This is a genomic window from Streptomyces sp. NPDC002490, assembly GCF_040296045.1.
GTDB lineage: Bacteria > Actinomycetota > Actinomycetes > Streptomycetales > Streptomycetaceae > Streptomyces.
In genome coordinates this window covers 159474-182147 of the sequence record NZ_JBEOWM010000007.1, presented here as the reverse complement: position 1 = coordinate 182147, position 22674 = coordinate 159474, and the positions used below count along the sequence as shown (strand labels likewise).

Genomic DNA, 22674 nt, shown 5'->3' with positions numbered 1-22674 from the left:
CCCGGATCACGGGGCGGGTGGCGGCCGACAGCGGCGGCGCGTCGCGCCGAGTATGCCCGATCGACGGCGGTTCGTCACTGGTCTCGATCTTCGAACAGGCCGACCCTGCGGCCGGAATTGGTACACACCATTGACCCGTCGGTTCAGTCCTCCCTACTGTTCCCCCCGAGCGCCCCACGCGCTCGCCCCCATCCACCGGTGCGCGCACGCGTCGCCCGTCGGTGCGCCCACAGGACTCCCCCCACCGTCCCCTCTCCCCCACGAGGTGATCCGATGTCACTGTCACGTCGTCCTGCCCGTTTCCGGGCACTCGTCTCGGCCGCGTGTTGCGCGGTCCTCGGGGCGGGTCTGCTCGGCGGAGCGCACAGCGCGAGCGCGGCCGGGGCCGCGCCGGACGCGCAGCCGCTCTCCCCCCGCAGTTCCAAGGTCGTCGGCTACTTCTCCGAGTGGAGCGTCTACGGTCGGAACTACCACGTCAACAACATCCAGACCTCCGGCTCCGCGGCGAAGCTGACGCACATCAACTACGGCTTCGGCAACGTCCAGAACGGCAAGTGCCAGATCGGCGACTCCTACGCCGCGCTGGAGAAGGCGTACCCGGCCTCCCAGTCCGTCGACGGCGTCGCCGACACCTGGGACCAGCCGCTGCGCGGCAACTTCAATCAGCTCAAGGAGCTGAAGGCGAAGAACCCGCACCTCAAGGTGGTGTGGTCGTTCGGCGGTTGGACCTGGTCCGCCGGCTTCGCCCAGGCCGCGAAGAACCCGGCGGCCTTCGCCGAATCCTGCTACCAGCTCGTCAACGACCCCCGTTGGGCCGGCGTGTTCGACGGCATCGACATCGACTGGGAGTACCCGAACGCCTGTGGCGCGACCTGCGACACCAGCGGGCGCAACGCCTACACCGACCTGATGAAGGCGGTGCGTGGGCGGTTCGGCTCCCAGCTGGTGACCTCGGCGATCCCGGCCGACGCCTCACCCGGCGGCAAGATCGACGCGGCCGACTACGCGGGCGCCTCCCGGTACGTCGACTGGTACAACCCGATGACGTACGACTTCTTCGGCGCCTGGTCGCGGACCGGCCCCACCGCGCCGCACTCGGCGCTCACGGGCTACCCCGGCATCCCCCAGCCGGACTACCACTCGGACGCGACGATCACCAAGCTGAAGAACCTCGGCATCCCCTCGTCCAAGCTGCTGCTCGGCGTCGGCTTCTACGGCCGCGGTTGGACGGGCGTCACCCAGTCGGCGCCCGGCGGCACGGCCACCGGTCCCGCCCAGGGCACCTGGGAGCAGGGCATCGACGACTACAAGGTGCTGAAGACCAAGTGCCCGGCGACCGGCACGGTCGGCGGCACGGCCTACGCCAAGTGCGGCAACGAGTGGTGGAGTTACGACACCCCGGCGACGATCGCCACCAAGATGGCGTACAAGAACCGGCAGAACCTGGCGGGCACCTTCATCTGGGAACTCAACGGCGACACCGCCGACGGCGAGTTGATCAAGGCGATCAACTGACCTCCGCACGGCGCCCGGTGGGCACCGGACAGCACGGGTGATCCGTCGTCACCGGGGAAGGGGCGGGGCCTTCGGGCTCCGCCCCTTCCGGCGTTCCCGGGGAACCGGATCGGTGCCTTCCGTTCCGCACCGGCCCAAGTGATGTGACGTCAGGTCGCCGGCGGCGGCGGGGCGGGGCAGGCCGGATCCAGATCGGCGATCGTGCCCAGGGTGCTGACGAGCAGGGCGACCAGGAGTTCCCGGACCTCGTCGCGCGACGGATGCGGTCGGTCGATCCAGTCCAGGGTGATGCCCTCGACGCTCCACTGCCAGCCGAGCAGGGCGAGCCGGGCCACCCGCGGGACGTCGCGCCGACCGTAGGCGCCCTCGGCGATGGTGTCGACGATCGCCTCCCGCACCCCGTTCCGCATGGCCTGCACCTCGGTGTCGAAGCCCACGCCCCCGCTGACGATCGTGCGGAACGCGGCCTGGTTGTGCTCGGCGTACCGCAGGTAGCCGTCGATGGTGCGCTCCAGCCGGGTGCGTCCGGGAAGCTCGGTGTTGCTGCCGGCCCGGGCGACGAGGGCGGTCACCGCGTCCTCGATGATCGCGAGGTAGTAGCCCCGCTTGGAGCCGAAGTAGTAGTAGATCAGCCCCTTGGCGACATGCGCCTGTCGGGCGATGTCATCCATCGACAACGCGTCGTAGGACGTGTCGGCGAACAACTTCCGCCCGATCGCGATGAGTTCTTCCCGTCGGCTGAAGGGGCGTTCGGCGGCCCGCGGTCGCCCGGCCCGAGCCCGCCGGGCGCGCACGGCCCCTTGCTGAGTGGTATCCAAAGGCGGTCTGTGCCTCCCCGCTGGCATCGGAACACCCGGCAGTATGGCAGAGCCGGGCAGGCGTCACCGGCGTCCGGCCGCGACCGCCCTCGGCAGCGGCGCCGGTGGTGGCGGGAGGAGGCCGGAGCCGACCGCCGCCCGGTGGCTCACATCAGGCCGAGGCGGGTGACCAGCAGCGCGATCACGACCACGAGGGTCCAGCCGAGGACGTGTTCGAGGACGGCGGGCCCGTCCGGGCGGGGGCCGCCGGTACGGGTGACGGGCTGGGCCGTGGAGGAGTTCGCGGTCATGGGGTCTCGCTGTCGTCGCGCGGTGGAGAAACCCCCGGAGGGGGTTCCTTCACTGTGCCACCGGCGGGGCCCGCCCCGGTAGAGACGTCGGTCACGTCCCGGGCCCCGGGCCCGGAGCGCAGGGGCGCGCAAAGGGAGCGCGCACTCTTGCGCGCACTCCATCCCGGGCCCCCGCCCCCGTAGCGCCGGACAACGGTGCCGCCCCCGCACCGGTCTACTCGGGAGGGAGAGCGGACCGCGGGCACGGCCGACCGCCGTGCGCCACCGCCGGTCCGCGCACCGACGAGGAGGGTCCCGGTGACACCGATCACCCAGCAGCGCCCGCACCCCGTTCGAGGACGCGCCCGCGTCCGCACCCCCCTGGTGGTCGCGGTCGCCGCGATGGCCTCCCTGACCGGCGCGCTCTGGCCGGCGGACGCCGGCGGGGCCCGGTCCGCGGGCACCGAGACGGCCAGTCCCGGGGCGCCGGGAGCCGGCGACCCCCTCTTCCCCCTCGACGGCAACGGCGGCTACCGGGTCAGCCGCTACCTCGTCGACCTCGATTGGCGCGCACCGCGCACCGCCTTCCCGGCCACGGCCACCCTCAGCGCCCGCACCACCCAGGCCCTGTCCCGCTTCCACCTCGACTTCGCCGGGAACACCCTGCACGCGGTCACCGTCGACGGCCGTCCCGCACGGACCGAGCGGGACGGCGACGAACTCGTCGTCACCCCGGCCGCCCCGCTGGCCCGGGACCGGGCCTTCACCGTGGTGGTCCGCTACACCGCCGACCCCACCCAGACCCGGCACCGCACCGACGCCATCGAGGCGTACGGCTGGATCCCCACCCCGGACGGCACCGTGCTGTATCCGCAGCCGAACGGAGCCCGCATGGTCTTCCCCGCCGACGACCACCCCAGTCGCCGTGCCCGGATCACCTTCCGGATCACCACGCCGCCGGACGTCGAGGCCGTCGCCGGCGGCCGGCTCGTGGAACGCAGCGAGCGCCCGGACGGCCGGATCCGCTGGACCTACGACTCCGAACGGCCCCTCGCCGTCCAACTCGCCCAGGTCGCGATCGGACGGTTCACCTTCGTGACGGACCAGGGCCCGGGCGGCCTCCCGATCCGGGACGCGGTGCCAAACGGCCTGGTGGGGCCCACCGCGCAGTACCGCGCGCTCACCCCGGAGCACCTGGACTGGCTGACCGAGCGGCTGGGCCCCTACCCCTTCGACCGCTACGGGATCCTGGTGGGGGACACCGACCTGGGGGTGGCCCTGGAGACCCAGACCCTGTCCCTGGTGCCCAAGGCCGACCTGCTCGGCGACCGGGTCACGGCCGAACGGAACCTGGTCCACGAACTGGCCCACCAGTGGCTGGGCAACAGCAACGGCATCCGCACCTGGTCCGACCTCTGGCTGAGCGAGGGCCACGCCCGGTACTACGAGCGGCTGTACTCGCAGGACCACGGGGGCACCGCCCTGCACACGGCGATGAAGGCGGCGTACGAGCAGCACGACCAGTGGCGACGGGACTTCGGCGCACCCGCCGAACCCACCGAACCGAACCTCTTCAAGCGGATGCGCTACGACGGCTCCGCCCTGGTGCTGTACGCGCTGCGCCAACGGGTGGGCGAGAGCGCGTTCCGCGCCGTCGAACGGACCTGGGCCCAGCGCTACCGGGGAAGCGTCGCCGGCACCCGGGAGTTCATCGCGCTGGCCTCCGAGATCACCGGTGAGGACATGGACGCGTTCCTGCGGCCCTGGCTGTACGGGCCGAGGACGCCGGCCATGCCGGGCCACCCCGACTGGGTGGTGCGTCCGGTCGGCTGATCGCACCGGGGCCTACGCTGGAGGGATGTCCGCCTCGCCCCCGCCCCCCGGTCCGGCCCCGGCACGGCTCGCCGCCGAGCTGTCACGGTTGCCGCCGTCCTGCGGCGCGGTGCGGCTGGTCGCGATCGACGGCCACGCCGGATCGGGCAAGACCACCTTCGCCGCGCTGCTCGCCGAGGCCCTCGGCGGGGCGCCCGTCCTCCACCTGGACGACTTCGCCACGCACCGGGAACCCTTCGCCTGGGTCGACCGGCTGGTGGACGGGGTCCTCGCGCCGCTGGAGCGCGGCGAGCCCGCGCGGTACGCGCCGTACGACTGGACGGCACGCGGGTTCGGCGCGGTCCGGACCCTGGCTCCCGCCCCGGTCGTCCTGCTGGAAGGGGTCGGCGCAGGACGGCGGGAGCTGCGCCCGGGACTGGCCCGGGTGCTGTGGATGGAGTGCGGGCCCGAGGCGGCCTGGGCCCGTGGACGGCTCCGCGACGGTCCCGCGCAGGAGGAGTTCTGGCAGGGCTGGGTCCGCGCGGAGCGACAGCACTTCGCGGCGGACCCGACCCGACCCACCGCCGATCTCCTGGTGCGGCAGGTGCCCTCGGGGTACGAGGTGATGGCGGGGCCGGCGTGACGGGCGAATTCTCGTCGCGCGAGAATCCCTCACGGAGAGTGAAGCGCGGCAGAAGCCGTGGACGGACGTGACGAGCGCCCGGAAAGCGGTTTTCGTCGGCCTCTCCTCGCTGCTTGACCCGGGGGCCCGGAGGTCTTACGTTCTGAATGTGCGGCCTTTCGGGTCGCCCACCTCCGCGGAGCCCCCGGTCGTTCCCCCGTGACCGGGGGCTCCGTCCTGCACTATGCGCCCCCTTCGCCCCTTGAGCAAGCACGAGGGGGCGACGACCGCTCACCCTCGGTCACCGAGCCCCGCCATCTCCGCGTCCCTCGCATAGCCGGCATTGCGGGCACCCTTAGATCCGACCGCTTCTCGCGGGTACGATGCGTGCGGTGCGGCCAACCGGACGGGCTGCTCGACGCACCGACTCAACTTCCGTCCACGGCACAGCGGTTCCACACGGGTCGACAGGGGAACTTGAACTGTCAATGGCCGGTACCGCCTGGCACCGGCGAGCACCGGCACATCATCGGGGGCACGGCTTGTGGGGGACGTGATGGACTTCGGCACCCAGGGCGCTCCGGCCCCGGCGGAACTCGCGTGGCTGCGCGGGGTGGACGCGTACACCATGGGCGCGTATCCGCAGGCGGAAGAGGAGTTCAAGACGGCCGTCCGACTGGACCCCGGCATGGCCGACGGTTGGCTCGGACTGCACGCACTGCGGGTGGACACCACCACCGCACTGCTGCGGATGTACCAGCACCGCGAGCGCTTCTGCGAACAACGCGTCCGCCATCGACGCACCCTCAACTCCTGGTACTGGTTGGGCTGGTGGGTGCAACCGGTGCTCGAAAGACCGCGGGACCTGCTGCTGGCGCACGCCTCGCACTGGCTCGACGGCCGCCACGTACCGGAGTTGGACCGCGCCCTCGCGGGGCTCCCCCCGGTCGACGCGGACCCGCAGGTGAGGTTCCTGCACGCGTGCCGCTCGTACCTGGTCAAGGACTGGGAGCAGTTGGCGCGCCACACCGACCCCCTCCTCGACGATCCGTTGCTCGGCATCGAGGCGGGTCTGTTCGCCGGGATGGCACGTGTCCGGCTGGAGATGTTCGGCCAGGCCGAGCCGCTGTTGGCGGCAGCGCTGATGCGCTGCCGCAGCGAACAGCCCCAGCGCAAGGAGTTGCGGTACTGGCTGGCCCGGGCCCGCGAGGGAACCGGACGCAGTGCGGCGGCGCTCCCGCTGTACCGGGCGGTCCATCAGGTGGACCCCGCCTTCATGGACACCTCGGCCCGGCTGGCCGCGATCGCCGAGGAGGGTTTCGACGAGGCCCTCGACCTGACGCCGTTCGCACCGCCGGGGGCCGGGGCCGAGGGCATCGGCGGAGTGGATCCGCTGTTCGACGCGGAGGGCCGGGACGTGAAGGTCGGCGAGCCCGCGCCGGACCCCGCGGTCGGCGGGGCACCGGGGGTGCGGGACCTGGTGCGGGAGAAGGCCGCCGGGCCCGCCCCGCACCGGCCGCCCTGTCCGTCGGCCGATCCGGCGCTCCTGGCCGACGCCCTCGCCGAGCTGGAGCGCATGGTCGGCCTGGACCCGGTGAAACGACAGGTGAAGGCCCTGTCCGCCCAGCTGAACATGGCCCGGCTCCGGGCCGGGCAGGGGCTTCCGGTCCAGCCGCCGAAGCGGCACTTCGTGTTCTCGGGGCCCTCCGGCACCGGCAAGACCACCGTGGCGCGAATACTGGGCCGCGTCTTCTACGCCCTCGGACTGCTGGGCGGCGACCACCTGGTGGAGGCGCAACGGGCCGACCTGGTGGGCGAGTACCTCGGGCAGACCGCGGTCAAGGCCAACGAGCTGATCGACTCCGCCATCGGCGGGGTGCTCTTCCTGGACGAGGCGTACGCGCTGTCCAACTCCGGTTACGGCAAGGGCGACGCCTACGGGGACGAAGCACTCCAGGTGCTGCTGAAGCGCGCCGAGGACAACCGCGACCACCTGGTGGTGATCCTCGCGGGGTACCCGGAGGGGATGGACCGGCTGCTGGCCACCAACCCGGGGCTGTCGTCGCGGTTCACCACCCGGGTGGACTTCCCCTCGTACCGTCCGTTCGAACTCACCGCGATCGGCCAGGTGTTGGCGGCGGAGAACGGGGACGCATGGGACGAGGAGGCGGTGGACGAACTGCGGTCCATCAGCGCCCACGTGGTGGACCAGGGGTGGATCGACGAGTTGGGCAACGGACGGTTCCTGCGGACGCTGTACGAGAAGAGCTGCGCCTACCGGGACCTGCGGCTGTCCGGTTACACCGACCTCCCGAGCCGGGACGACCTGGCCACGCTCCGGTTGGCGGACCTGATGCAGGCGTACGGCGAGGTGCTGTCGGGTCGGGGACCCGGGAAGCCGTTGGCAGGGGCCTGAGCCGGATCAGGGCCGGCGGCCGGTGCCGTGCTCCCGGGCCAGGGCCCGGAGGGCGCGGGCATCGGCGATGGCGCGCTCGCGGGCCATTCCGGGCTGGATGCCCATGGCGGCGAGGCTGGTGCCGTCGCTGAGGTCGAGGAACACCCAGGGGTCGCCGGGCCGCAGGTTGACCTGGAGGATCTGGGCCCACTCCAGCCGCCGCGAGGAGGCGATGTTGACGACGGTCACGCCCTGGGTGTCGGCCACGATCTTAGGCCGGCCGAGCAGGGCGAGCCCGGCGAGGCACAGCACTCCGGTGAAGACGAAGCTGGTGCGCTCGCCCGGGCTGAGGTGCGGCAGGACGACCGCGATCACGGTGAGCACGGCGAGGATCGCGACGCCCGAGACGAGCAGGACGATCCGGATCAGTGCGGGCCGGAAGGTGACCGGCAGGGCGGGCGCCGGCGCGCCCCCGCCGGCCGCCGGGCCGTCCTGAGCGTGCGGGGACGGGGTACCGGGGGCCGGGGCGGGGGTGTCGGACATGATCCCTGTCTCTTCCGGACGGTGGCCGCTCAGAGGCGGCAGGCGTGGATGGCGGTGGTGAGGATGGCCCGTGCCCCCAGGGCGTAGAGGTCGTCCATGATCCGCTGGGCGTCCTTGGCCGGGACCATCGCCCGGACGGCGACCCAGCCCTCGTTGTGCAGCGGGGACACGGTCGGCGACTCCAGTCCGGGGGTGAGGGCGACGGCCTGCTCCAGGTGTTCGGCGCGGCAGTCGTAGTCCATCATCACGTACGTCCGGGCGACCAGGACTCCCTGGAGGCGGCGGAGGAACTGCTGGACCTTGGGTTCCTCCGCCTCGGCGCCGGTGCGGCGGATGACGACGGCCTCGGAGGTCATGATCGGTTCGCCGAACACCTCCAGGCCGGCGTTGCGCAGCGAGGTGCCGGTCTCGACGACGTCGGCGATCACCTGGGCCACGCCGAGTTCGATCGCGGTCTCCACGGCGCCGTCGAGGTGCACCACCGAGGCGTCGATGCCGTGGTCGGCGAGGTGCTTGGCGACGATGCCCTCGTAGGAGGTGGCGATGGTCAGCCCGCCGAGTTCGGCGACGCCCGTGGCGGTGCCGGGGCGGGTCGCGAAGCGGAAGGTGGAGCGGGCGAAACCGAGCGGGAGGATCTCTTCCGCGTTGGCGTCGGAGTCGACCAGGAGGTCACGGCCGGTGATGCCGATGTCCAGGCGCCCGGAGGACACGTAGATCGCGATGTCCCGGGGGCGCAGGTAGAAGAACTCGACCTCGTTGACCGGGTCGACGATGACGAGTTCCTTGGACTCCCGCCGCTGCTGGTAGCCGGCCTCATGGAGCATCGCCGACGCAGGTCCGGACAGTGAACCCTTGTTGGGGACGGCGATGCGCAGCATGAGGCCAGTTCCTTTGCGTGTGACGACAACGGGTGTCGGGAGCGGCGGTGCGGGCGGAGCGTCGGGCGCGGTGGTCCCGCGGGGCGGGCCCGGACTCCGGGCGCGTCCCGCGGGCGCGCGGAGCGAGTGGACGAGCGCGCGGCGGTGCGCGCTCTACAGATGGGCGTACACGTCGTCGAGGGAGATCCCGCGCGCCACCATCATCACCTGGACGTGGTAGAGCAGCTGGGAGATCTCCTCGGCGGCGGCTTCCTTGCCCTCGTACTCGGCGGCCATCCAGACCTCGGCGGCCTCCTCGACGACCTTCTTGCCGATGGCGTGGACGCCCTTGTCGACCAGTTCGGCGGTGCGCGAGGTGGCGGGGTCGCCGTGGGCGGCCTTCTGCTGGAGCTCCGTGAAGAGCTCCTCGAACGTCTTCTTGGACATGGTGGGACCACTCTACGGGAAGGCCGTGGGGCGGCCCTAACGGCCCGTGGACATCCGCTGGTCAGCGCCAGGGTTCGGAGACGGTGCGCAGGGTGGCGGCGGTGGCCACGGCCGCGGTGACCGCCTCGTGCCCCTTGTCCTCGCGGGAGCCCTCGATGCCGGCCCGGTCCAGGGCCTGTTCCTCGGTGTCGCAGGTCAGGACGCCGAAGCCGATGGGGACGCCGGAGTCGACGGCGACCCGGGTGAGGCCCTGGGTCACGCCCTGGCACACGTAGTCGAAGTGCGGGGTGCCGCCGCGGATCACCACTCCGAGGGCGACGATCGCGTCGTAGCCGCGGCCGGCGAGCACCTTGGCGACCACGGGGAGCTCGAAGCTGCCGGGGACCCGCAGCAGGGTGGGCTCGTCGATGCCCAGCTCCCGCAGGGCCCGCAGGGCCCCGTCGACCAGTCCGTCCATGACCTTCTCGTGCCACTGGGCGGCGATGACGGCGACCCTCAGGTCGCCGCAGTTCTTCACGCTCAGTTCGGGTGCGCCCTTGCCGCTCACGCGCTGCTCCTCTTCCTCGTCATGTCGGTGGTGATGGTGGTGCCGGTGGTGGTGCGGTCGTGCCCGTCGGTGCCCGTTCTCCCGGTCACCGGGGGCGGCGTCACTGGTTGGCGCAGGCCCGGGTGGCGGGGGCGTCGAGCCAGGGCAGGTCGTGGCCCATCCGGTCGCGCTTGGTGCGCAGGTAGCGGAGGTTGTGCTCTCCGGCCTGGACGGGCATCGGCTCCCGACCGCTCACCGCGAGGCCGTGCCGGACCAGGGCGTCGGTCTTGTCGGGGTTGTTGGTGAGCAGGCGCAGGCTGTGCACGCCGAGGTCCTTGAGGATGCGGGCGCCGGCCCCGTAGTCGCGGGCGTCGGCGGGCAGGCCCAGTTCGAGGTTGGCGTCCAGGGTGTCGTGGCCGCGTTCTTGGAGTTCGTAGGCCCGCAGCTTGGACATCAGCCCGATGCCGCGGCCCTCGTGACCGCGCAGGTAGACCAGGACGCCGCGGCCCTCGGCGGCGATGCGTTCCAGGGCGGCCCGGAGCTGGGGGCCGCAGTCGCAGCGCAGGGATCCGAACACGTCCCCGGTGAGGCACTCGGAGTGGACGCGCACCAGGACGTCCCGGCCGTCGCCGACCTCCCCGTGCACCAGGGCGACGTGTTCGACGCCGTCGGCGGTCGCCCGGTACCCGTAGGCGGTGAAGTCGCCGTACGCGGTGGGCAGCCGGACCGCGGCCTCGCGGCGGACGGGGGAGGGCTCCTCGTGGGCGCGGCGGTAGGCGATCAGGTCCTCGATGGAGATGATCGCGAGGCCGTGCTTGCGGGCGAACGGGACGAGTTCGGGCAGCCGGAGCATCCGGCCGTCCTCGCCGGCGATCTCCACGATGGCCCCGGCGGGCCGCAGTCCGGCGAGGCGGGCGAGGTCGACGGCGGCCTCGGTGTGGCCGTTGCGGGCGAGCACGCCGCCGGGGCGGGCGCGCAGCGGGAAGACGTGTCCGGGCCGGGCGAAGTCCTCGGGTGCGGACACCCCGTCCGCCAGCAGGCGCAGGGTGGTGGCGCGGTCGGCGGCGGAGATCCCGGTGGTGACGCCGTGGGCGGCGGTGGCGTCGACGGAGACGGTGAAGGCGGTCCGCAGGGACTCGGTGTTCTGGTCGACCATCTGCGGCAGGCGGAGGCGGTCGAGCTCGTCGCCCTCCATGGGGGCGCAGATCAGCCCGCGGCACTCGCTCATCATGAACGCGACGATCTCGGGGGTGGCCTTCTCGGCGGCGAGGACCAGGTCGCCCTCGTTCTCGCGGTCCTCGTCGTCCACCACGACGACGGGGCGGCCGGCGGCGATGTCCGCGACGGCCCGTTCCACCGGGTCGAGGGCGAACCGCTGCTCCTCGGGCAGGGGCCGGTCGTCCCGGGGCCACGGGGCCGGAAGCCGCCGCTCGGTCGGGGCGGTTGTCGACTGTCCCGTCATGCGGGAGCTCCTTTCAGCGGGGGCCGGCTCGCCGCTCGGGAGCGCAGCCACCAGTCGCGCAGGCCGATCAGGGCCAGGGCGAAGTAGAGGACGTAGACGAGGCCGGAGAAGGCGAGGCCGCTGGCGAAGGCGAGCGGGACCCCCACGAGGTCGACCAGGAGCCAGGCGAACCAGAACTCCACCAGGCCGCGGGCCTGGGCGACCATGGCGGCGACGGTGCCGACGAAGACGTAGGCGTCGGGCCACGGGTTCCAGGAGAGTTCGGGGAGGGAGGTGAAGAGCAGACCGACCGCGAGGGTGCCGAGCCCGGTCCCCGCCAGGAGGAGTCCGCGTTCCCGCCAGGTGGCGAAGCGGACGGCGACGCCGCCGTCCCGGGCCCGGTGGCCGCCCCGGGTCCACTGGTACCAGCCGAAGAGGGCGACGCCGATCACCACGAGTTGCTTGCCGACGCCGCCGGCGAGTTCCGCGGTGGCGTTGGCGGTGACGAGGATCAGCCCGGCCAGGAGCTGGGCGGGCCAGGTCCACACCGAGCGGCGCCAGCCGAGCGCCAGGGCGGCCAGGCCGATGGAGTTGCCGATCAGGTCGGACCAGATCACGCGCTGGTCGAAGACGGTGAAGGCGGTGCTCTGGAGCCAGCCGCCGCTCACGGGGTGCCTCCGCGGGCCTCCAGCAGCCGCTCGACGTACTTGGCGATCACGTCGACCTCCAGGTTGACCGGGTCGCCGGGCTGCTTCACGCCGAGCGTGGTCAGGTCGAGGGTGGTGGGGATGAGGCTGACGGTGAAGAAGTCGTCGCCCGCTTCGACGACGGTGAGGCTGACCCCGTCGACGGTGATGGAGCCCTTCTCCACGACGTAGCGGGCGAGTCCGGCGGGCAGCGCGATCCGGACGACCTCCCAGTGCGCGGAGGGCTCCCGCGCCAGGACGGTGCCGGTGCCGTCCACGTGGCCCTGCACGATGTGGCCGCCGAGCCGCCCGCCGACCGCGGTGGGGCGTTCCAGGTTCACCCGGGAGCCCGTGGTGAGGGCGCCGAGGCTGGACCGCTTCAGCGTCTCGGCCATGACGTCGGCGGTGAACTCGTCGCCGTCGAGGTCCACGACGGTCAGGCAGACGCCGTTGACCGCGATGGAGTCCCCGTGCCGGGCCCCCTGCGTGACGACCGGACCGCGCAGCCGGAAGCGGGAGGCCTCGTCCAGCTCCTCGACTGCGGTGATCTCGCCCAGCTCTTCGACGATTCCGGTGAACACGGTTCAGTACTCCTTCGGGTGGACGGGGGTGACGGGGGCGGGCGCGGCGGTGATCCGCAGGTCGGTGCCGATCCGGACGGCCTCGGTCAGGTCGAGGCGCAACGCGTCCGTGAGGGTGGTGATTCCCGCGCCGGCCAGCGCGGAGGGGCCGGCGCCCAGCAGGGCCGGGGCGAGGTAGCCGACGACCCGGTCGACGGCGCCCGCGGCGACGAACGCTCCGGCGAGCCGGGCACCGCCCTCCAGCAGCACCGAGCGCACGCCACGGGCGTGCAGGGCGTCCAGCAGGGCGGGCACCGACAGCCCGCCGGCGGCCCGCGGCAGTCGGACCAGTTCGGCGGTGTGCGGGGGCGGGGGCGCGTCCTCGGCGACGGCGATCAGGGTGGGTGCGGCGGAGTCGAGGACGCGGGCGCCGGGGCGCACCGCGGTGCCGGTGGTGTCGACGACGACCCGGAGCGGCTGCCGGGCTCCGTCGACGCCGCGGACCGCGAGGTGCGGGTCGTCGGCGCGGGCGGTGCCGGCGCCGACGACGACGGCGTCGGCCTCGGCCCGGAGTCGGTGGACGTCGGCGCGGGAGGCCGCGGAGCTGATCCACCGGCTGCTGCCGTCCTCGGCGGCGGTCCGCCCGTCGAGGGTGGCGGCGTACTTCCAGGTGGTGTGGGGGCGCCCGTGCCGCACCGAGGTCAGCCAGGCGGCGTTGACCGCTTCCGCCTCGGTGGCGAGCAGTCCGTGGGCCACCTCGACGCCTGCGGCGCGCAGGGTCTCGGCGCCGCCGGTCGCCTGGGGCGTGGGATCGGCGACCGCGTACACGACCCGGGCGACCCCGGCCTCGATGAGCGCCCGGGAGCAGGGGCCGGTGCGTCCGGTGTGGTCGCAGGGTTCGAGCGTGACGACGGCGGTGGCGCCGCGGGCCCGGTCGCCGGCGGCGCGCAGGGCGTGCACTTCGGCGTGCGGGCCGCCGGCGCGCTGGTGGTGGCCCTCCCCCACGGTGGTGCCGTGCGGGTCGAGGAGCACACAGCCGACGACGGGGTTGGGGCTGGTGTGGCCGAGTCCGCGCGCGGCGAGCGCGAGGGCGCGCTGCATGGCGGTTGCTTCGGCTGCGGTGGCCACCGGGTCCTCCTGCCTCTTCGGGCACGGACTCCGGGGCTGTCGAAGGCGACAGGGTACGGACGCGGCACACCGGAAACGCACGGCCGCGGCCCCCCGTTGGACACGGGTGGAACCGTCGGCGGCGCACGGTTGACGTGCTCGCCCGTCGCGCACTGCCTCCCATCCGGACTTTCACCGTCGGTCCAGGAATCTCACCTGGTCAACCGGTCACTGGAGGTGACCGGGTCGCGGACTGTAACCGCCGGCTCGGACTTTCACCGACCCCGGAGTGCGCTGCTACTGGTACGCAACCAGTCTGCCACGCCACCGCCGGGCCATGCGGGCGGACGGTTGTGGACTGGCTCACAAGGGGCGCACGAGGTGCGTCGACGCCACGGCGGAGCCGTCAACTCCCTTTCCGACTCCTTCGTTTGGGTTACGTCCGGATCATCCCTTGACGGGTCGAGCGGGGCTTCCCGCGCTCGACCCGACCCCGGAAGGCCCCTCCGGACCGGCGACGGACCGCACGGCCCGTCCGCCGCCGGGTCCGCGAAGCGTCCGCCGGGTGCCCCGTTCGGGTTCCGCCCCCGGGCGAACGAGGGGCCCGCGGCGCGGCTGCCGGCGGCGCGCCGGCCCGGTGGTCCTCAGTGGTGGGGGCGGTCGCACCGGCCGCCGACCTCCCAGGGAAGGCGGCTGCGCGATGACGACGGTGGTGACCGGGGGCACGGGCACGCTCGGCAGACAAGTGGTGGAGCGCCTGCGCGGCGCCGGCGAGGAGGTGCGGGTGCTCAGCCGGCGCTCCCAGCCCTATCCGGTGGACCTGGTCAAGGGCACCGGACCGCTGGACGCGGCGCTCGACGGCGCGGAGGTGGTGGTGCACTGCGCCAGCGGGCGCCACGGGGACGAACTCGCCGCGCGCCGGCTGATCGAGGCCGCCCGACGCGCGGGGGTCGGGCACCTGGTCTACGTCTCGATCGTCGGGGTCGACCGGGTGCCCCTCGGGTACTACCGGTCGAAGTGGGCGGTCGAGCGGATGGTCGAGGCGTCCGGGAGCGGCTGGACGATCCTCCGGGCGACGCAATTCCACGACCTGGTGCGCACCCTGTTGGCCGGGCTGGCCAAGCCGCCCGTGCTCCTGGTGCCGGCGGGCGTGGCCGACCAGCCGATCGCCGCCGGCGAGGTCGCCGACCGGCTGGCCGAGTTGGCGGCCGGGGCCCCGGCCGGGCGGGTGGCCGAGCTGGGCGGGCCCGAGGTGCGGGGGCTCGACGAGTTGGCCGCGGCCTATCTGGCGGCGAGCGGACGCAGACGGCCGGTCGTGGCGGTGCCGCTCCCCGGGAAGGTGGGGCGGGCGCTGCGTGCCGGCGGTCATCTGACGCCGGACCGCGCGATCGGCCGGGAGACCTTCGAGGAGTTCCTGACCAGGGCCTTCACCCCGTCGACCGCGGGCGGCTGAGGGGCGAACAGCTCGTCCTGCGCGGCGTCCCGGGCGGTGCACAGGGCGCCGCGCAGCACCGCCGTTCCGCCCAGTTCCCCGGCCCGCACCTCGGTGCGCAGCGGGGAGAGCGTCGCGAGCCGCGCCCCGACCCGTTCGGCGAGCACCGCCCCGCCGGCCCGGCCGACCTCACCGCCGAGGACCACGCACCCGGGGTCCAGGACGGCGGTGACCGCCGCCGCGCCCACGGCGATCCGGCCGGCCAGTTCGTCCAGGAAGGCGTCGGCCGGCGCGGGCGGGCCGTCGGCGTCGGGTCCGCCGGCGGCGACGGCCGCGCGGACCAGGGCCGCGGCGTGCGGTTCGGCTCCGTCGGGGGTGGCCGTCACTCCGTGGCGGGCGGCCAGTTCGACGACGGCACCGGAACCGGCCAGGCTGTGGAAGCCGCCCCCGCAGGAGGTCACGGACGGCAGGGCACCGGTGCCGGGAACGGGCAGGAAGCCGATCTCGCCGGCGCCGCCGGAGGCGCCCCGGCGCAGCGCCCCGTCGAGGACGACCGCCGCGCCCACCCCCTGGCCGAGCCAGAGCAGGACGAAGGTGTCCCGGCCCCGGGCGGCGCCCTCGCGCAGCTCGGCGAGGGCGGCGAGGTTGGTCTCGTTCTCGACGGTCACCCGGGCCGGGAAGCGTTGGTGAAGGGCCGTCAGCAGGGCGTGGTGCCAGGTGGGCAGTCCGCCGCCGGAGCGCAGTTCGGCGGTCGCCGGGTCGACGAGTCCCGGCGCGCCGACGCCCACGGTGTGCACGGCGGTGATCCCGGCCCGTTCGGCGGTGCGTTCCAGCAGGGCGACCGCCCGGGTCGGCGCCGTCCCGGGGTCGGCGCCGACGGGCGCGGAGGCTTCGGCGAGCACCCGGCCGAGGAGGTCGGCGACGAGCACGGAGACGCTGTGCTGGCGGACGTCGAGCGCGGCGAGGTGGGCGTGGTCGGCGACGATCCCGTACAGCCGGGCGTTGGGGCCGCGCCGCTGGGCGCCGGACTCCCCCACCACGCTGATCAGCCCGCTCTCCTGGAGGCGTTCCACCAGGTCGGCGATGGTGGGGCGGGAGAGTCCGGTGAGTTGCTTGAGCTGACCTGCGGTCAGCGGACCCTCGCTCTGGAGCAGCCCCAGGGCGAGCCGGTCGTTGATGGCGCGGGCCGTGCTCGGTGTTGCCGACATGGGGCCGATCCTTCCAGACGTCGCCCGCCGGTCCGCGGGCGCTCCCGACCCGGTGTCCGCCGGGGACTATTTATCAGGCAGGGTTCCTGATAGTTTACGCCCGGACCACCGGAACGACCGGAAACCAACGGCCCCGGCAACGGAAACCGCCAGGGCCGCACATCACCACGGGAGGCAGCAGCGCATGGGGAAATCGGGGGGCGGAACGGCCCATGACACGACATCGGCCCGGCGTGCCCGGTACGCGGTGGCCGCCGTCTTCTGCGTCCACGGCTCGGTGACCGGTTCCTTCGCGACCCGGGTGCCCTGGATCCAGGACCACGCCGGCGTGAGCGCCGGCCAACTGGGCCTGGCCCTCGCCTTCCCGGCGATCGGCGCCGCCCTCGCGATGCCCCTCGCGGGCCGGGTCAGTCACCGGCTCGGCGCCCGTACCGCCCTGCGCCTCCTGTTGGCGCTGTGGACGCTGTCCCTGGCACTGCCCTCCCTCGCGCCGAACCTGCTGACGCTGTGCCTGGCGCTCTTCGTCTACGGCGCCACCTCCGGCATGTCGGACGTGACGATGAACGCCCTGGGCATCGAGGTCGAGAACCGGCTCGGCCGCTCGATCATGTCCGGGCTGCACGGCATGTGGAGCGTGGGCGCCCTGATCGGCTCCGCCGGCGGCACCCTGGCCGCCCAGCTCGACGTCGACGCACGGGTGCACCACGCCCTGGCCGCCGCGGTCCTCACCCTGCTCGGCCTCGTCGCCTGCCGCCGCGTGCTGGACGTCCGGCCCGCGGCGGACGAAGCGGCACCGCCGCGGTTCGCCCTCCCGCCCCGCTCGGCCCTGCTGATCGGCGCGGTCGGCTTCTGCGCGGTGTTCGCGGAGGGCGCGAGCCTGGACTGGTCCGCCGTCTACCTGCGGGACGTCCTCGGCTCCTCGGCCGGCCTCGCGGCGGCCTCCACCACCGCGTTCACCCTGACCATGGCGGTGGCCCGGCTGGCGGGCGACCGGATCGTCGACCGCTACGGCGCCGTGCGCACCGTACGGGCGGGCGGTGCGCTCGCCGCGGTGGGCGGCCTGATGGTGGTGGCCGCGGCCCACCCGGCGATGGCCATGGGCGGGTTCGCCCTGCTCGGGCTGGGCGTCGCGGTGGTCGTTCCGCTGGCCTTCGCCGCGGCCGGGCGCAGCGGCCCGAACGCCAGCATGGCCATCGCCGGGGTCGCCACCATCACCTACACCTCGGGGCTGATCGCCCCCTCCGCCATCGGTACCCTCGCCGATCTGACGAGCCTGGTGGTGTCGTTCGGGCTGGTGACCGTCCTGGCCTTCGGCCTGATCGCCCTCGCGGGGGTGCTGCGCTCCGCGGACCGGACGGCCCCGGCCGCGCCCGCCGCCGCGCCCTCGGGCGAGGCCGCGCCGCGGGACGCCCGGCCCTGACCCCGGCCCGGCCGCGCGGATCAGTCGACGAGGGCGACGAGCCCGTTCACCCAGACCGCGAGGAACGCGAGGGCCACCACCAGGCAGCCCAGGCCGGCCAGCACACCGCTGACGGTCCACGGGTGGGAGGGCTCCTCGCGCTCCGCGTCCAGCCCGCTCCCGTAGGAGGCGGGGTCGTCCCAGTCGACGGGGCGCCCCACCTCCTCGGCGCAGGCGGTCCGTACCGCGACCAGCTGTTCCCGGGCGAAGGCGGTGGCGGCCTCCGTCTCGGGGCCGCGCCAGGCGAGGGCCTTCATCCGCCACGCCGGAGAGCCGTACCGCGCCTCGAAGGCGGCGGTCTCCCCGGCCGCACGGTCCTCCTCCAGGTACGCCCAGCGCCCCGCCTCGGCGGCGTCGCCGTAGAGCCGGTACACCCCGGCCAGCCGCCGACGGAGCGCCAGGTCCTGCGGGAAGGAGGAAACGAGACCGCGCAGACGCTGCCGCGCGATCGGGATCCGGCCTGCGGTCAGGTCCGCGTCGACGCGGGCGAGGGTCTCTCTCAGGGGCATGGACGCATGATCGGACACCGTGTCGCGGCGCGTCGACCGGGTTTCGCCGCCCGGTGTCCGCCCGGGCCGCGCGCCGTCTACGGTGAGCCGATGGACCAGCCCGAGCCCGAGCCGTACTGGAACACCAACGTCGCCCGGCACCCCGGTGTCCTCCGCGCCGTCCCCGAGGGGTGCGGCGAGGCCCTGGACGTCGGGTGCGGGGACGGGCTGTTGGCGCTGAAGCTCGCCGGGCGGGCGAGGCGGGTCACCGGGATCGACGCCTCGCCGGAGATGATCGCCCGCTCCCGCGACCGCGCCGGGGGCCGTCCGGGGCTCGCCTTCGTCGAAGGGGACTTCCTCACCGCCGACCTCCCCGCCGCGGGCTACGACTTCGTGTGCTCGGTGACCGCCGTCCACCACATGGACTTCGCGGCGGCGCTGACCCGCATGCGCGAACTGCTGCGGCCCGGCGGCACGCTGATGGTGGTGGGACTGGCCCGCGAGTCGAGCCCCGCGGAGTGGGCGGCGCTGGTCGCGGCGGCGCCGCTCGTGCGGATCACCAAGGTGGTGCGCCGCGCCCGGAGCCCGGAGGGCATGCCGGTCGCCGACCCGCGGATGGGCTACGGCCAGGTGCGAGCCACGGCGCAACGCCTGCTCCCCGGCGTGCGCTACCGCCGCCACCTGCTCCGCCGGTACTCGCTGACCTGGCGCAAACCCGACCCCCGAGCCCGCTGAGCCCGACCGACCGCACACCCTAACCAGGAGCCGGCACCACGGCGGACGTCGCCATCCCGTTGTAAGCGAGGGAGTACTCGCTCAGCTCGACGCTGCGGATCAGGACACCGGGGAAGTACTCGAAGCGGGCCAGCGCGTCGGCGATCGCCCCGGTGAGCGTGGGGGCGTCCAGGTAGCAGGTGAAGAGAGAGCGACCCGGCCCTTGTTCGAGACCCAGGTCCCCGTCGGCGAACTGGTCGAGTCCCGCCAGGACGTCGACCTGCTCGGCGGTGAGCGGGTCCTGCACGTGCAGAATGAAGTGCCAGCTACGAACAGCCTCGGTGCCGTTGCGTGAACTCATCGATCCTCTTCGCCATGGTTCCTGTGTCCTTCGGCGTGCAGTGCACCGTCACGCTCCTGCTGCAGGGGCAGCAGAGGACGTATCCCCAGTGATGTCGGTTCTTGTCGTGCGTCACCTTGAGTCCGGCCGCCTCCGCCCGCTTGAGCGCCGCCTCCACGTCCTTCTTCTGATGCCGGTCCCCGAGTCCCATGAACGAGGATCCTGCTCTCCCGCGGTCCGCCGGGCGGGGGAAACCGCCCACGCCCACCCGATCGAGGCGGCGCCGATCGTGCGGATCACCAAGGTGGTGCGCCGCGCCCGGAGCCCGGAGGGCATGCGGGTCGCCGACCCGCAGATGGGCACAAACCCGACCCCCGAACCCGCTGAGCCCGACCGACCGCACACCCTAACCAGGAGCCGGCACCACGGCGGACGTCGCCATCCCGTTCTCCGCCAACTCCCGCGGGCCCAGTTCCACGCTGCGGACCAGGACTCCGGTGAGGCTCACGAAGAGCGCCAGTGCCTCACCGACTGCGTCGGTCAGGCTCTCGGCCTCGTACGCACACCAGAACTCGGCCGTTCCCGGCCCCTCGACCAGCGAGATCCGGCCGTCGTTGAAGCACTCCAGGTGGTCCCGGACGTTCGACTGCGTGTCCGTGAGCGGTGCGTCCGCGTGCAGGATGAAGTGCCATTCACGCACAGCTCCGGTGGACGTTGATGAACCCATCGATCTTCTTCGCCTCCGTCCCCGAATTCCTCGGGGTGCTACTCACCACGTACCGCCCGTTGCAGGGACAGCAGATCAGCCATCCCCACCGGTGCCCGTTCCGATCGTGCGTCACCTTGAGTCCGGCCGCCTCCGCCCGCTTGAGCGCCGCCTCCACGTCCTTCTTCTGATGCCGGTCCCCGAGTCCCGTGGACGAGGATCCTGCTCTTCCGCGGTCCGCCGGGCGGGGGAAACCGCCGACGCCCACCCGATCGAGTCGGCGCCGGGCACCGTCCCCGGGGGACGCCGGAGGGGGCCCGGCGCGGGGTCACCGCCCGTCGTGGCGCGGGTGGCGGCGGGCGACCCGTTCGTTGCCCCGCCGGTAGTTGCCGGTCCACCGGGCCATGACCGCCTGGGCGTCCTGGGTCGTCACCTCCTGGAGGAACCGGGCGGCGCGCTCGCCCCGCAGGACGGTGGCGGAGCGTCCGAAGTGCCGTACGTCGACGGTCCCGTCGCCGTACTCCCGGTAGGTGAAGCCGTGCGGCCGTGCCATCCTCGTCCCCGTTCCGGGCCGGTGCCGGCCCCCGCCCCCATGGTGACGGGGCGGAGGGTCGACGGCGAGCGGAAATCGACGGGCGGTCAGCCCCCGTTGCGGGCCAGTTCGTAGGCGTAGGACGGGGTGAACCTGCCGGGACGGCCCCGGCAGCCGTCGGACTCGCCGGGGAGCTTGACCCACAGGTAGGCGTCGATGCGGGCCTGCCCGGTGCGCAGGGTCGGCGGCCGGCCCAGCGCCCGGCCGGCCGGATCGCACCAGGCGCCGTCCGCGGGGGCGCCGTTGCCGTTGCGACTGGTGTCGACGACGGCACCGAGACCGGGGGCGCCGCCGAGCGCGTCGAGGACGGCGCGCGCGAACGCGGTCTCGTCGGTGGTGCGGTGGAAGTTGGACACGTTGGTGAAGATGCCGTCCGAGGCGGTGGCGGCGCCTGCGCCGGCCGCGCGCAGCCGTTCCGCGATGGTGGCGGGGGCGTGCCAGCCGGAGTGGCCGGCGTCGAAGTACACCCGGGCTTCGGGGTTGGCCGCCTTGAGGACGCGTCCGGCCCGGGCCAGCGAGCGGTAGCGGCGTTCGCGGGCGTCGGCGGGGAGGCAGTCGACCAGGGCGAGGGCATCGGGTTCGAGGACGACGATGACCTCGTCGTCGCCGAGTCCGGCGGCGAACCGGTCGATCCAGGCGTCGTAGGCGGCGGTGTCCGGGGCGCCGCCCTGGGAGGCGCCGCCGCAGTCCCGGTCCGGGATGGCGTAGGGCACGACGACGGGGACCCGGTCCCGGTCGGCGCCGCCGGAGGTGACGGCCCGCACCCGGGCGGTGATGGTGTCGGGCGTGTAGTCGGCGAACCACACGGCCGCGGGCTGGTCGCCGATGCGGGACGCGATGGTGGCGGCCCGGGGATCGCCGGGGTTGGCCCGCAGCCAGTCCAGCACCTGGGAGGCGGGGTGCCGGTACAGGGCGGCGGAGACGGGTTCGGCCCGGGTGGCGGGCGCGCTGCTGGGGGGCGGGGCGGACGCGGTCGGGGGCGGGGCGGGCGGTTCCGGGGCGCGGGTGGCGGTGCGCGAGGGGCTTGGGGAGGGCGACGGCGACGGCGACGAGGACGGGGACGGGGTGGGGGACGGCGGTGGCGGGGTGGGGCTGGGCGCGGGCGGGGGCGTGGTCGGGGCGGGGGGCGGCAGCGGGGTGGTGGTGATCTCGGGCCGGGCCTCGTCGGCGGTGCGGCCCCGGCCCTCCAGGGCGTCGAGGGTGCCGGCGACCGTGCCGAGCAGGGCGACCACCGAGGCGGTGACCACCATGACGGTGCGGTGCCGTCCGTACCGCCGGCGCGGTACGCGGACCGCTCCCGTCCGGTTGCCGGTCCGTCGCGCGTGGCTGCCGGGCACGGCGCCTCCCTCCCCCGGTGCCGTGCGACCGTTCCCCCGTTCCGGGGAAGCCCCCGGCCCTTCGGCACCCGGGACAGCCTAGGGCTGGGACGCTGCCGCCATGACACCGTTCACGGAGTTCCCCGCCCCGACGCACGGGGTGGACGAGGTGGTGCGGACCCTGCGCGCGCTCGGCGGGAGGTGGCCGGCGGGTGACGGCGTCGGGGTCTTCAACCGCGTCTACCTGACGGTCACGGAGGCGGTCGGCCGGGACGTCCTCGGTGGTGGGTTCGCCGATCGGGAGGCCGCTGTCACCCTGGACGTGCTCTTCGCCGGACGGTACGTGGCCGCGGTGCGGGCGGTGGACGGGGGAGGCCGGCCGCCGGCCTGTTGGCGGCCCCTGTTCCAGCTCCGCCGGCATCCCGGGGTACGTCCGGTGCAGTTCGCCCTGTCGGGCATGAACGCGCACATCGGGCACGACCTGGCGCTGGCCGTGGTGGACACCTGTCGTAGCCTCGGCTGCGAACCCGCCGATCTGGAGGACGAGTTCGACCGGGTGGGCGAGGTGCTGACGGGGTTGGAGGAGCGGGTCCGCGAGGAACTGATGCCCGGCCCGGACCTGTTGGAGCTGGCCGATCCGCTGACGCACCTGGTGGGCGCGTGGAGCCTGGAGCGGGCCCGGGACGCGGCCTGGGCGGCGGCCCGGGGGCTGTGGGCGCTGCGGCACCTGCCCGAGCTGCGGGACGAGACCGTCGCCCGCCTGGACGCGGCGGTCGGCCTCGTCTCCCGCTGCCTGCTGACGCCCACCCGGTGAGCGGGGC

Annotated in this window: 26 protein-coding genes and 1 riboswitch; of the genes, 9 read left to right on the top strand and 17 right to left on the bottom strand. The window is 73.9% G+C overall.

Annotation, left to right across the window (positions count from 1 at the left end; translation table 11 throughout):
- The first annotated feature begins 273 nt into the window (after window positions 1-273).
- Window positions 274-1515, top strand: coding sequence for a glycoside hydrolase family 18 protein (locus tag ABT092_RS07030; protein WP_351240640.1), 1242 nt, complete (start codon window positions 274-276; stop codon window positions 1513-1515).
- Window positions 1516-1664: 149 nt separating this feature from the next.
- On the opposite strand, the gene ABT092_RS07025 is transcribed toward ABT092_RS07030, so the two are convergent.
- Entirely contained in the window at window positions 1665-2309 is a 645-nt protein-coding gene (locus tag ABT092_RS07025; RefSeq protein ID WP_351240638.1) for a TetR/AcrR family transcriptional regulator, read from the bottom strand.
- A gap of 170 nt (window positions 2310-2479) precedes the next feature.
- Entirely contained in the window at window positions 2480-2623 is a 144-nt protein-coding gene (locus tag ABT092_RS07020) for an SCO1431 family membrane protein (protein WP_351240636.1), read from the bottom strand.
- Between the two features lie 297 nt (window positions 2624-2920).
- Here ABT092_RS07020 and ABT092_RS07015 point away from each other — a divergent pair, with 297 nt between their 5' ends.
- The 3 genes from ABT092_RS07015 (at window position 2921) to ABT092_RS07005 (ending at window position 7452) form a co-directional block, all read left to right on the top strand.
- Window positions 2921-4435, top strand: coding sequence for a M1 family metallopeptidase (locus tag ABT092_RS07015; protein WP_351240634.1), 1515 nt, complete (start codon window positions 2921-2923; stop codon window positions 4433-4435).
- Between the two features lie 25 nt (window positions 4436-4460).
- Window positions 4461-5057 carry a uridine kinase family protein gene (locus ABT092_RS07010; RefSeq protein WP_351240632.1) on the top strand — a complete coding sequence of 199 codons (597 nt, stop codon included), beginning with the start codon at window positions 4461-4463 and terminating at the stop codon, window positions 5055-5057.
- Window positions 5058-5592: 535 nt separating this feature from the next.
- Entirely contained in the window at window positions 5593-7452 is a 1860-nt protein-coding gene (locus ABT092_RS07005; RefSeq protein ID WP_351240630.1) for an AAA family ATPase, read from the top strand.
- Window positions 7453-7458: 6 nt separating this feature from the next.
- Here the strand turns inward: ABT092_RS07005 and ABT092_RS07000 are convergent, their stop codons facing one another.
- From ABT092_RS07000 to ribD, 8 genes are all read right to left on the bottom strand, one after another.
- Window positions 7459-7974 (bottom strand): PH domain-containing protein, encoded by a 516-nt coding sequence (locus tag ABT092_RS07000; protein ID WP_351240628.1) that lies wholly within the window; start codon window positions 7972-7974, stop codon window positions 7459-7461.
- 29 nt (window positions 7975-8003) lie between these two features.
- Complete coding sequence (hisG, locus tag ABT092_RS06995; RefSeq protein ID WP_351240626.1) at window positions 8004-8852, bottom strand: ATP phosphoribosyltransferase; 849 nt, start codon at window positions 8850-8852, stop codon at window positions 8004-8006.
- Window positions 8853-9005: 153 nt separating this feature from the next.
- On the bottom strand, window positions 9006-9278 hold the full coding sequence (locus ABT092_RS06990; RefSeq protein WP_029383007.1) for a phosphoribosyl-ATP diphosphatase: 273 nt from the start codon (window positions 9276-9278) through the stop codon (window positions 9006-9008).
- A 61-nt stretch (window positions 9279-9339) separates the two neighbouring features.
- Window positions 9340-9825 (bottom strand): 6,7-dimethyl-8-ribityllumazine synthase, encoded by a 486-nt coding sequence (gene ribH, locus ABT092_RS06985; protein WP_351240624.1) that lies wholly within the window; start codon window positions 9823-9825, stop codon window positions 9340-9342.
- 100 nt (window positions 9826-9925) lie between these two features.
- Window positions 9926-11266: a bifunctional 3,4-dihydroxy-2-butanone-4-phosphate synthase/GTP cyclohydrolase II gene (locus ABT092_RS06980; protein ID WP_351240622.1), complete on the bottom strand. Its 1341-nt coding sequence runs from the start codon at window positions 11264-11266 to the stop codon at window positions 9926-9928.
- Entirely contained in the window at window positions 11263-11913 is a 651-nt protein-coding gene (locus ABT092_RS06975) for a nicotinamide mononucleotide transporter family protein (RefSeq protein ID WP_351240620.1), read from the bottom strand. Before ABT092_RS06975 ends, ABT092_RS06980 begins: the two co-directional genes overlap by 4 nt.
- Complete coding sequence (locus ABT092_RS06970; RefSeq protein WP_351240618.1) at window positions 11910-12512, bottom strand: riboflavin synthase; 603 nt, start codon at window positions 12510-12512, stop codon at window positions 11910-11912. The genes ABT092_RS06975 and ABT092_RS06970 overlap by 4 nt, the downstream gene beginning before the upstream one ends.
- Window positions 12513-12515: 3 nt before the next feature.
- A complete protein-coding gene (gene ribD / locus ABT092_RS06965) occupies window positions 12516-13619 on the bottom strand; it encodes a bifunctional diaminohydroxyphosphoribosylaminopyrimidine deaminase/5-amino-6-(5-phosphoribosylamino)uracil reductase RibD (protein WP_351240616.1) in 1104 nt (367 codons plus the stop codon).
- 145 nt (window positions 13620-13764) lie between these two features.
- Window positions 13765-13895: riboswitch (FMN riboswitch) on the bottom strand.
- Between the two features lie 403 nt (window positions 13896-14298).
- Here ribD and ABT092_RS06960 point away from each other — a divergent pair.
- The gene (locus tag ABT092_RS06960) at window positions 14299-15051 is read left to right on the top strand and encodes an SDR family oxidoreductase (RefSeq protein WP_351240614.1); all 753 of its coding nucleotides are present in this window, start codon (window positions 14299-14301) and stop codon (window positions 15049-15051) included.
- Here ABT092_RS06960 and ABT092_RS06955 read toward each other — a convergent pair.
- Entirely contained in the window at window positions 14964-16238 is a 1275-nt protein-coding gene (locus ABT092_RS06955; protein WP_351240612.1) for an ROK family transcriptional regulator, read from the bottom strand. The genes ABT092_RS06960 and ABT092_RS06955 overlap by 88 nt on opposite strands.
- A 184-nt stretch (window positions 16239-16422) precedes the next feature.
- Between ABT092_RS06955 and ABT092_RS06950 the strand changes: the two genes are divergently transcribed.
- Entirely contained in the window at window positions 16423-17658 is a 1236-nt protein-coding gene (locus tag ABT092_RS06950; RefSeq protein WP_351240610.1) for an MFS transporter, read from the top strand.
- Window positions 17659-17678: 20 nt separating this feature from the next.
- On the opposite strand, the gene ABT092_RS06945 is transcribed toward ABT092_RS06950, so the two are convergent.
- A complete protein-coding gene (locus ABT092_RS06945; protein WP_351240608.1) occupies window positions 17679-18206 on the bottom strand; it encodes a DUF6584 family protein in 528 nt (175 codons plus the stop codon).
- Between the two features lie 90 nt (window positions 18207-18296).
- On the opposite strand from ABT092_RS06945, the gene ABT092_RS06940 reads away from it, so the two are divergent.
- Window positions 18297-18920 (top strand): class I SAM-dependent methyltransferase, encoded by a 624-nt coding sequence (locus ABT092_RS06940; RefSeq protein WP_351240606.1) that lies wholly within the window; start codon window positions 18297-18299, stop codon window positions 18918-18920.
- A 19-nt stretch (window positions 18921-18939) separates the two neighbouring features.
- Here ABT092_RS06940 and ABT092_RS06935 read toward each other — a convergent pair whose 3' ends face one another.
- The 3 genes from ABT092_RS06935 to ABT092_RS06925 all read right to left on the bottom strand — a co-directional run bounded on the left by ABT092_RS06935 (window position 18940) and on the right by ABT092_RS06925 (window position 19939).
- Window positions 18940-19260 carry a hypothetical protein gene (locus ABT092_RS06935; protein ID WP_351240604.1) on the bottom strand — a complete coding sequence of 107 codons (321 nt, stop codon included), beginning with the start codon at window positions 19258-19260 and terminating at the stop codon, window positions 18940-18942.
- A complete protein-coding gene (locus ABT092_RS06930) occupies window positions 19226-19450 on the bottom strand; it encodes a hypothetical protein (RefSeq protein WP_351240602.1) in 225 nt (74 codons plus the stop codon). The genes ABT092_RS06935 and ABT092_RS06930 overlap by 35 nt, the downstream gene beginning before the upstream one ends.
- A gap of 195 nt (window positions 19451-19645) precedes the next feature.
- On the bottom strand, window positions 19646-19939 hold the full coding sequence (locus ABT092_RS06925) for a hypothetical protein (RefSeq protein WP_351240600.1): 294 nt from the start codon (window positions 19937-19939) through the stop codon (window positions 19646-19648).
- Window positions 19940-19956: 17 nt separating this feature from the next.
- Between ABT092_RS06925 and ABT092_RS31000 the strand changes: the two genes are divergently transcribed.
- Window positions 19957-20136, top strand: coding sequence for a hypothetical protein (locus tag ABT092_RS31000; RefSeq protein ID WP_502968398.1), 180 nt, complete (start codon window positions 19957-19959; stop codon window positions 20134-20136).
- Between the two features lie 137 nt (window positions 20137-20273).
- Here the strand turns inward: ABT092_RS31000 and ABT092_RS06915 are convergent, their stop codons facing one another.
- Together ABT092_RS06915 and ABT092_RS06910 are read right to left on the bottom strand one after the other, a co-directional pair.
- On the bottom strand, window positions 20274-20498 hold the full coding sequence (locus ABT092_RS06915) for a hypothetical protein (RefSeq protein WP_351240596.1): 225 nt from the start codon (window positions 20496-20498) through the stop codon (window positions 20274-20276).
- Between the two features lie 86 nt (window positions 20499-20584).
- On the bottom strand, window positions 20585-21787 hold the full coding sequence (locus tag ABT092_RS06910; RefSeq protein ID WP_351240668.1) for a glycoside hydrolase family 6 protein: 1203 nt from the start codon (window positions 21785-21787) through the stop codon (window positions 20585-20587).
- Between the two features lie 187 nt (window positions 21788-21974).
- Between ABT092_RS06910 and ABT092_RS06905 the strand changes: the two genes are divergently transcribed.
- Window positions 21975-22667, top strand: coding sequence for a DUF5995 family protein (locus ABT092_RS06905; protein ID WP_351240594.1), 693 nt, complete (start codon window positions 21975-21977; stop codon window positions 22665-22667).
- The last annotated feature ends 7 nt before the right edge of the window (window positions 22668-22674 follow it).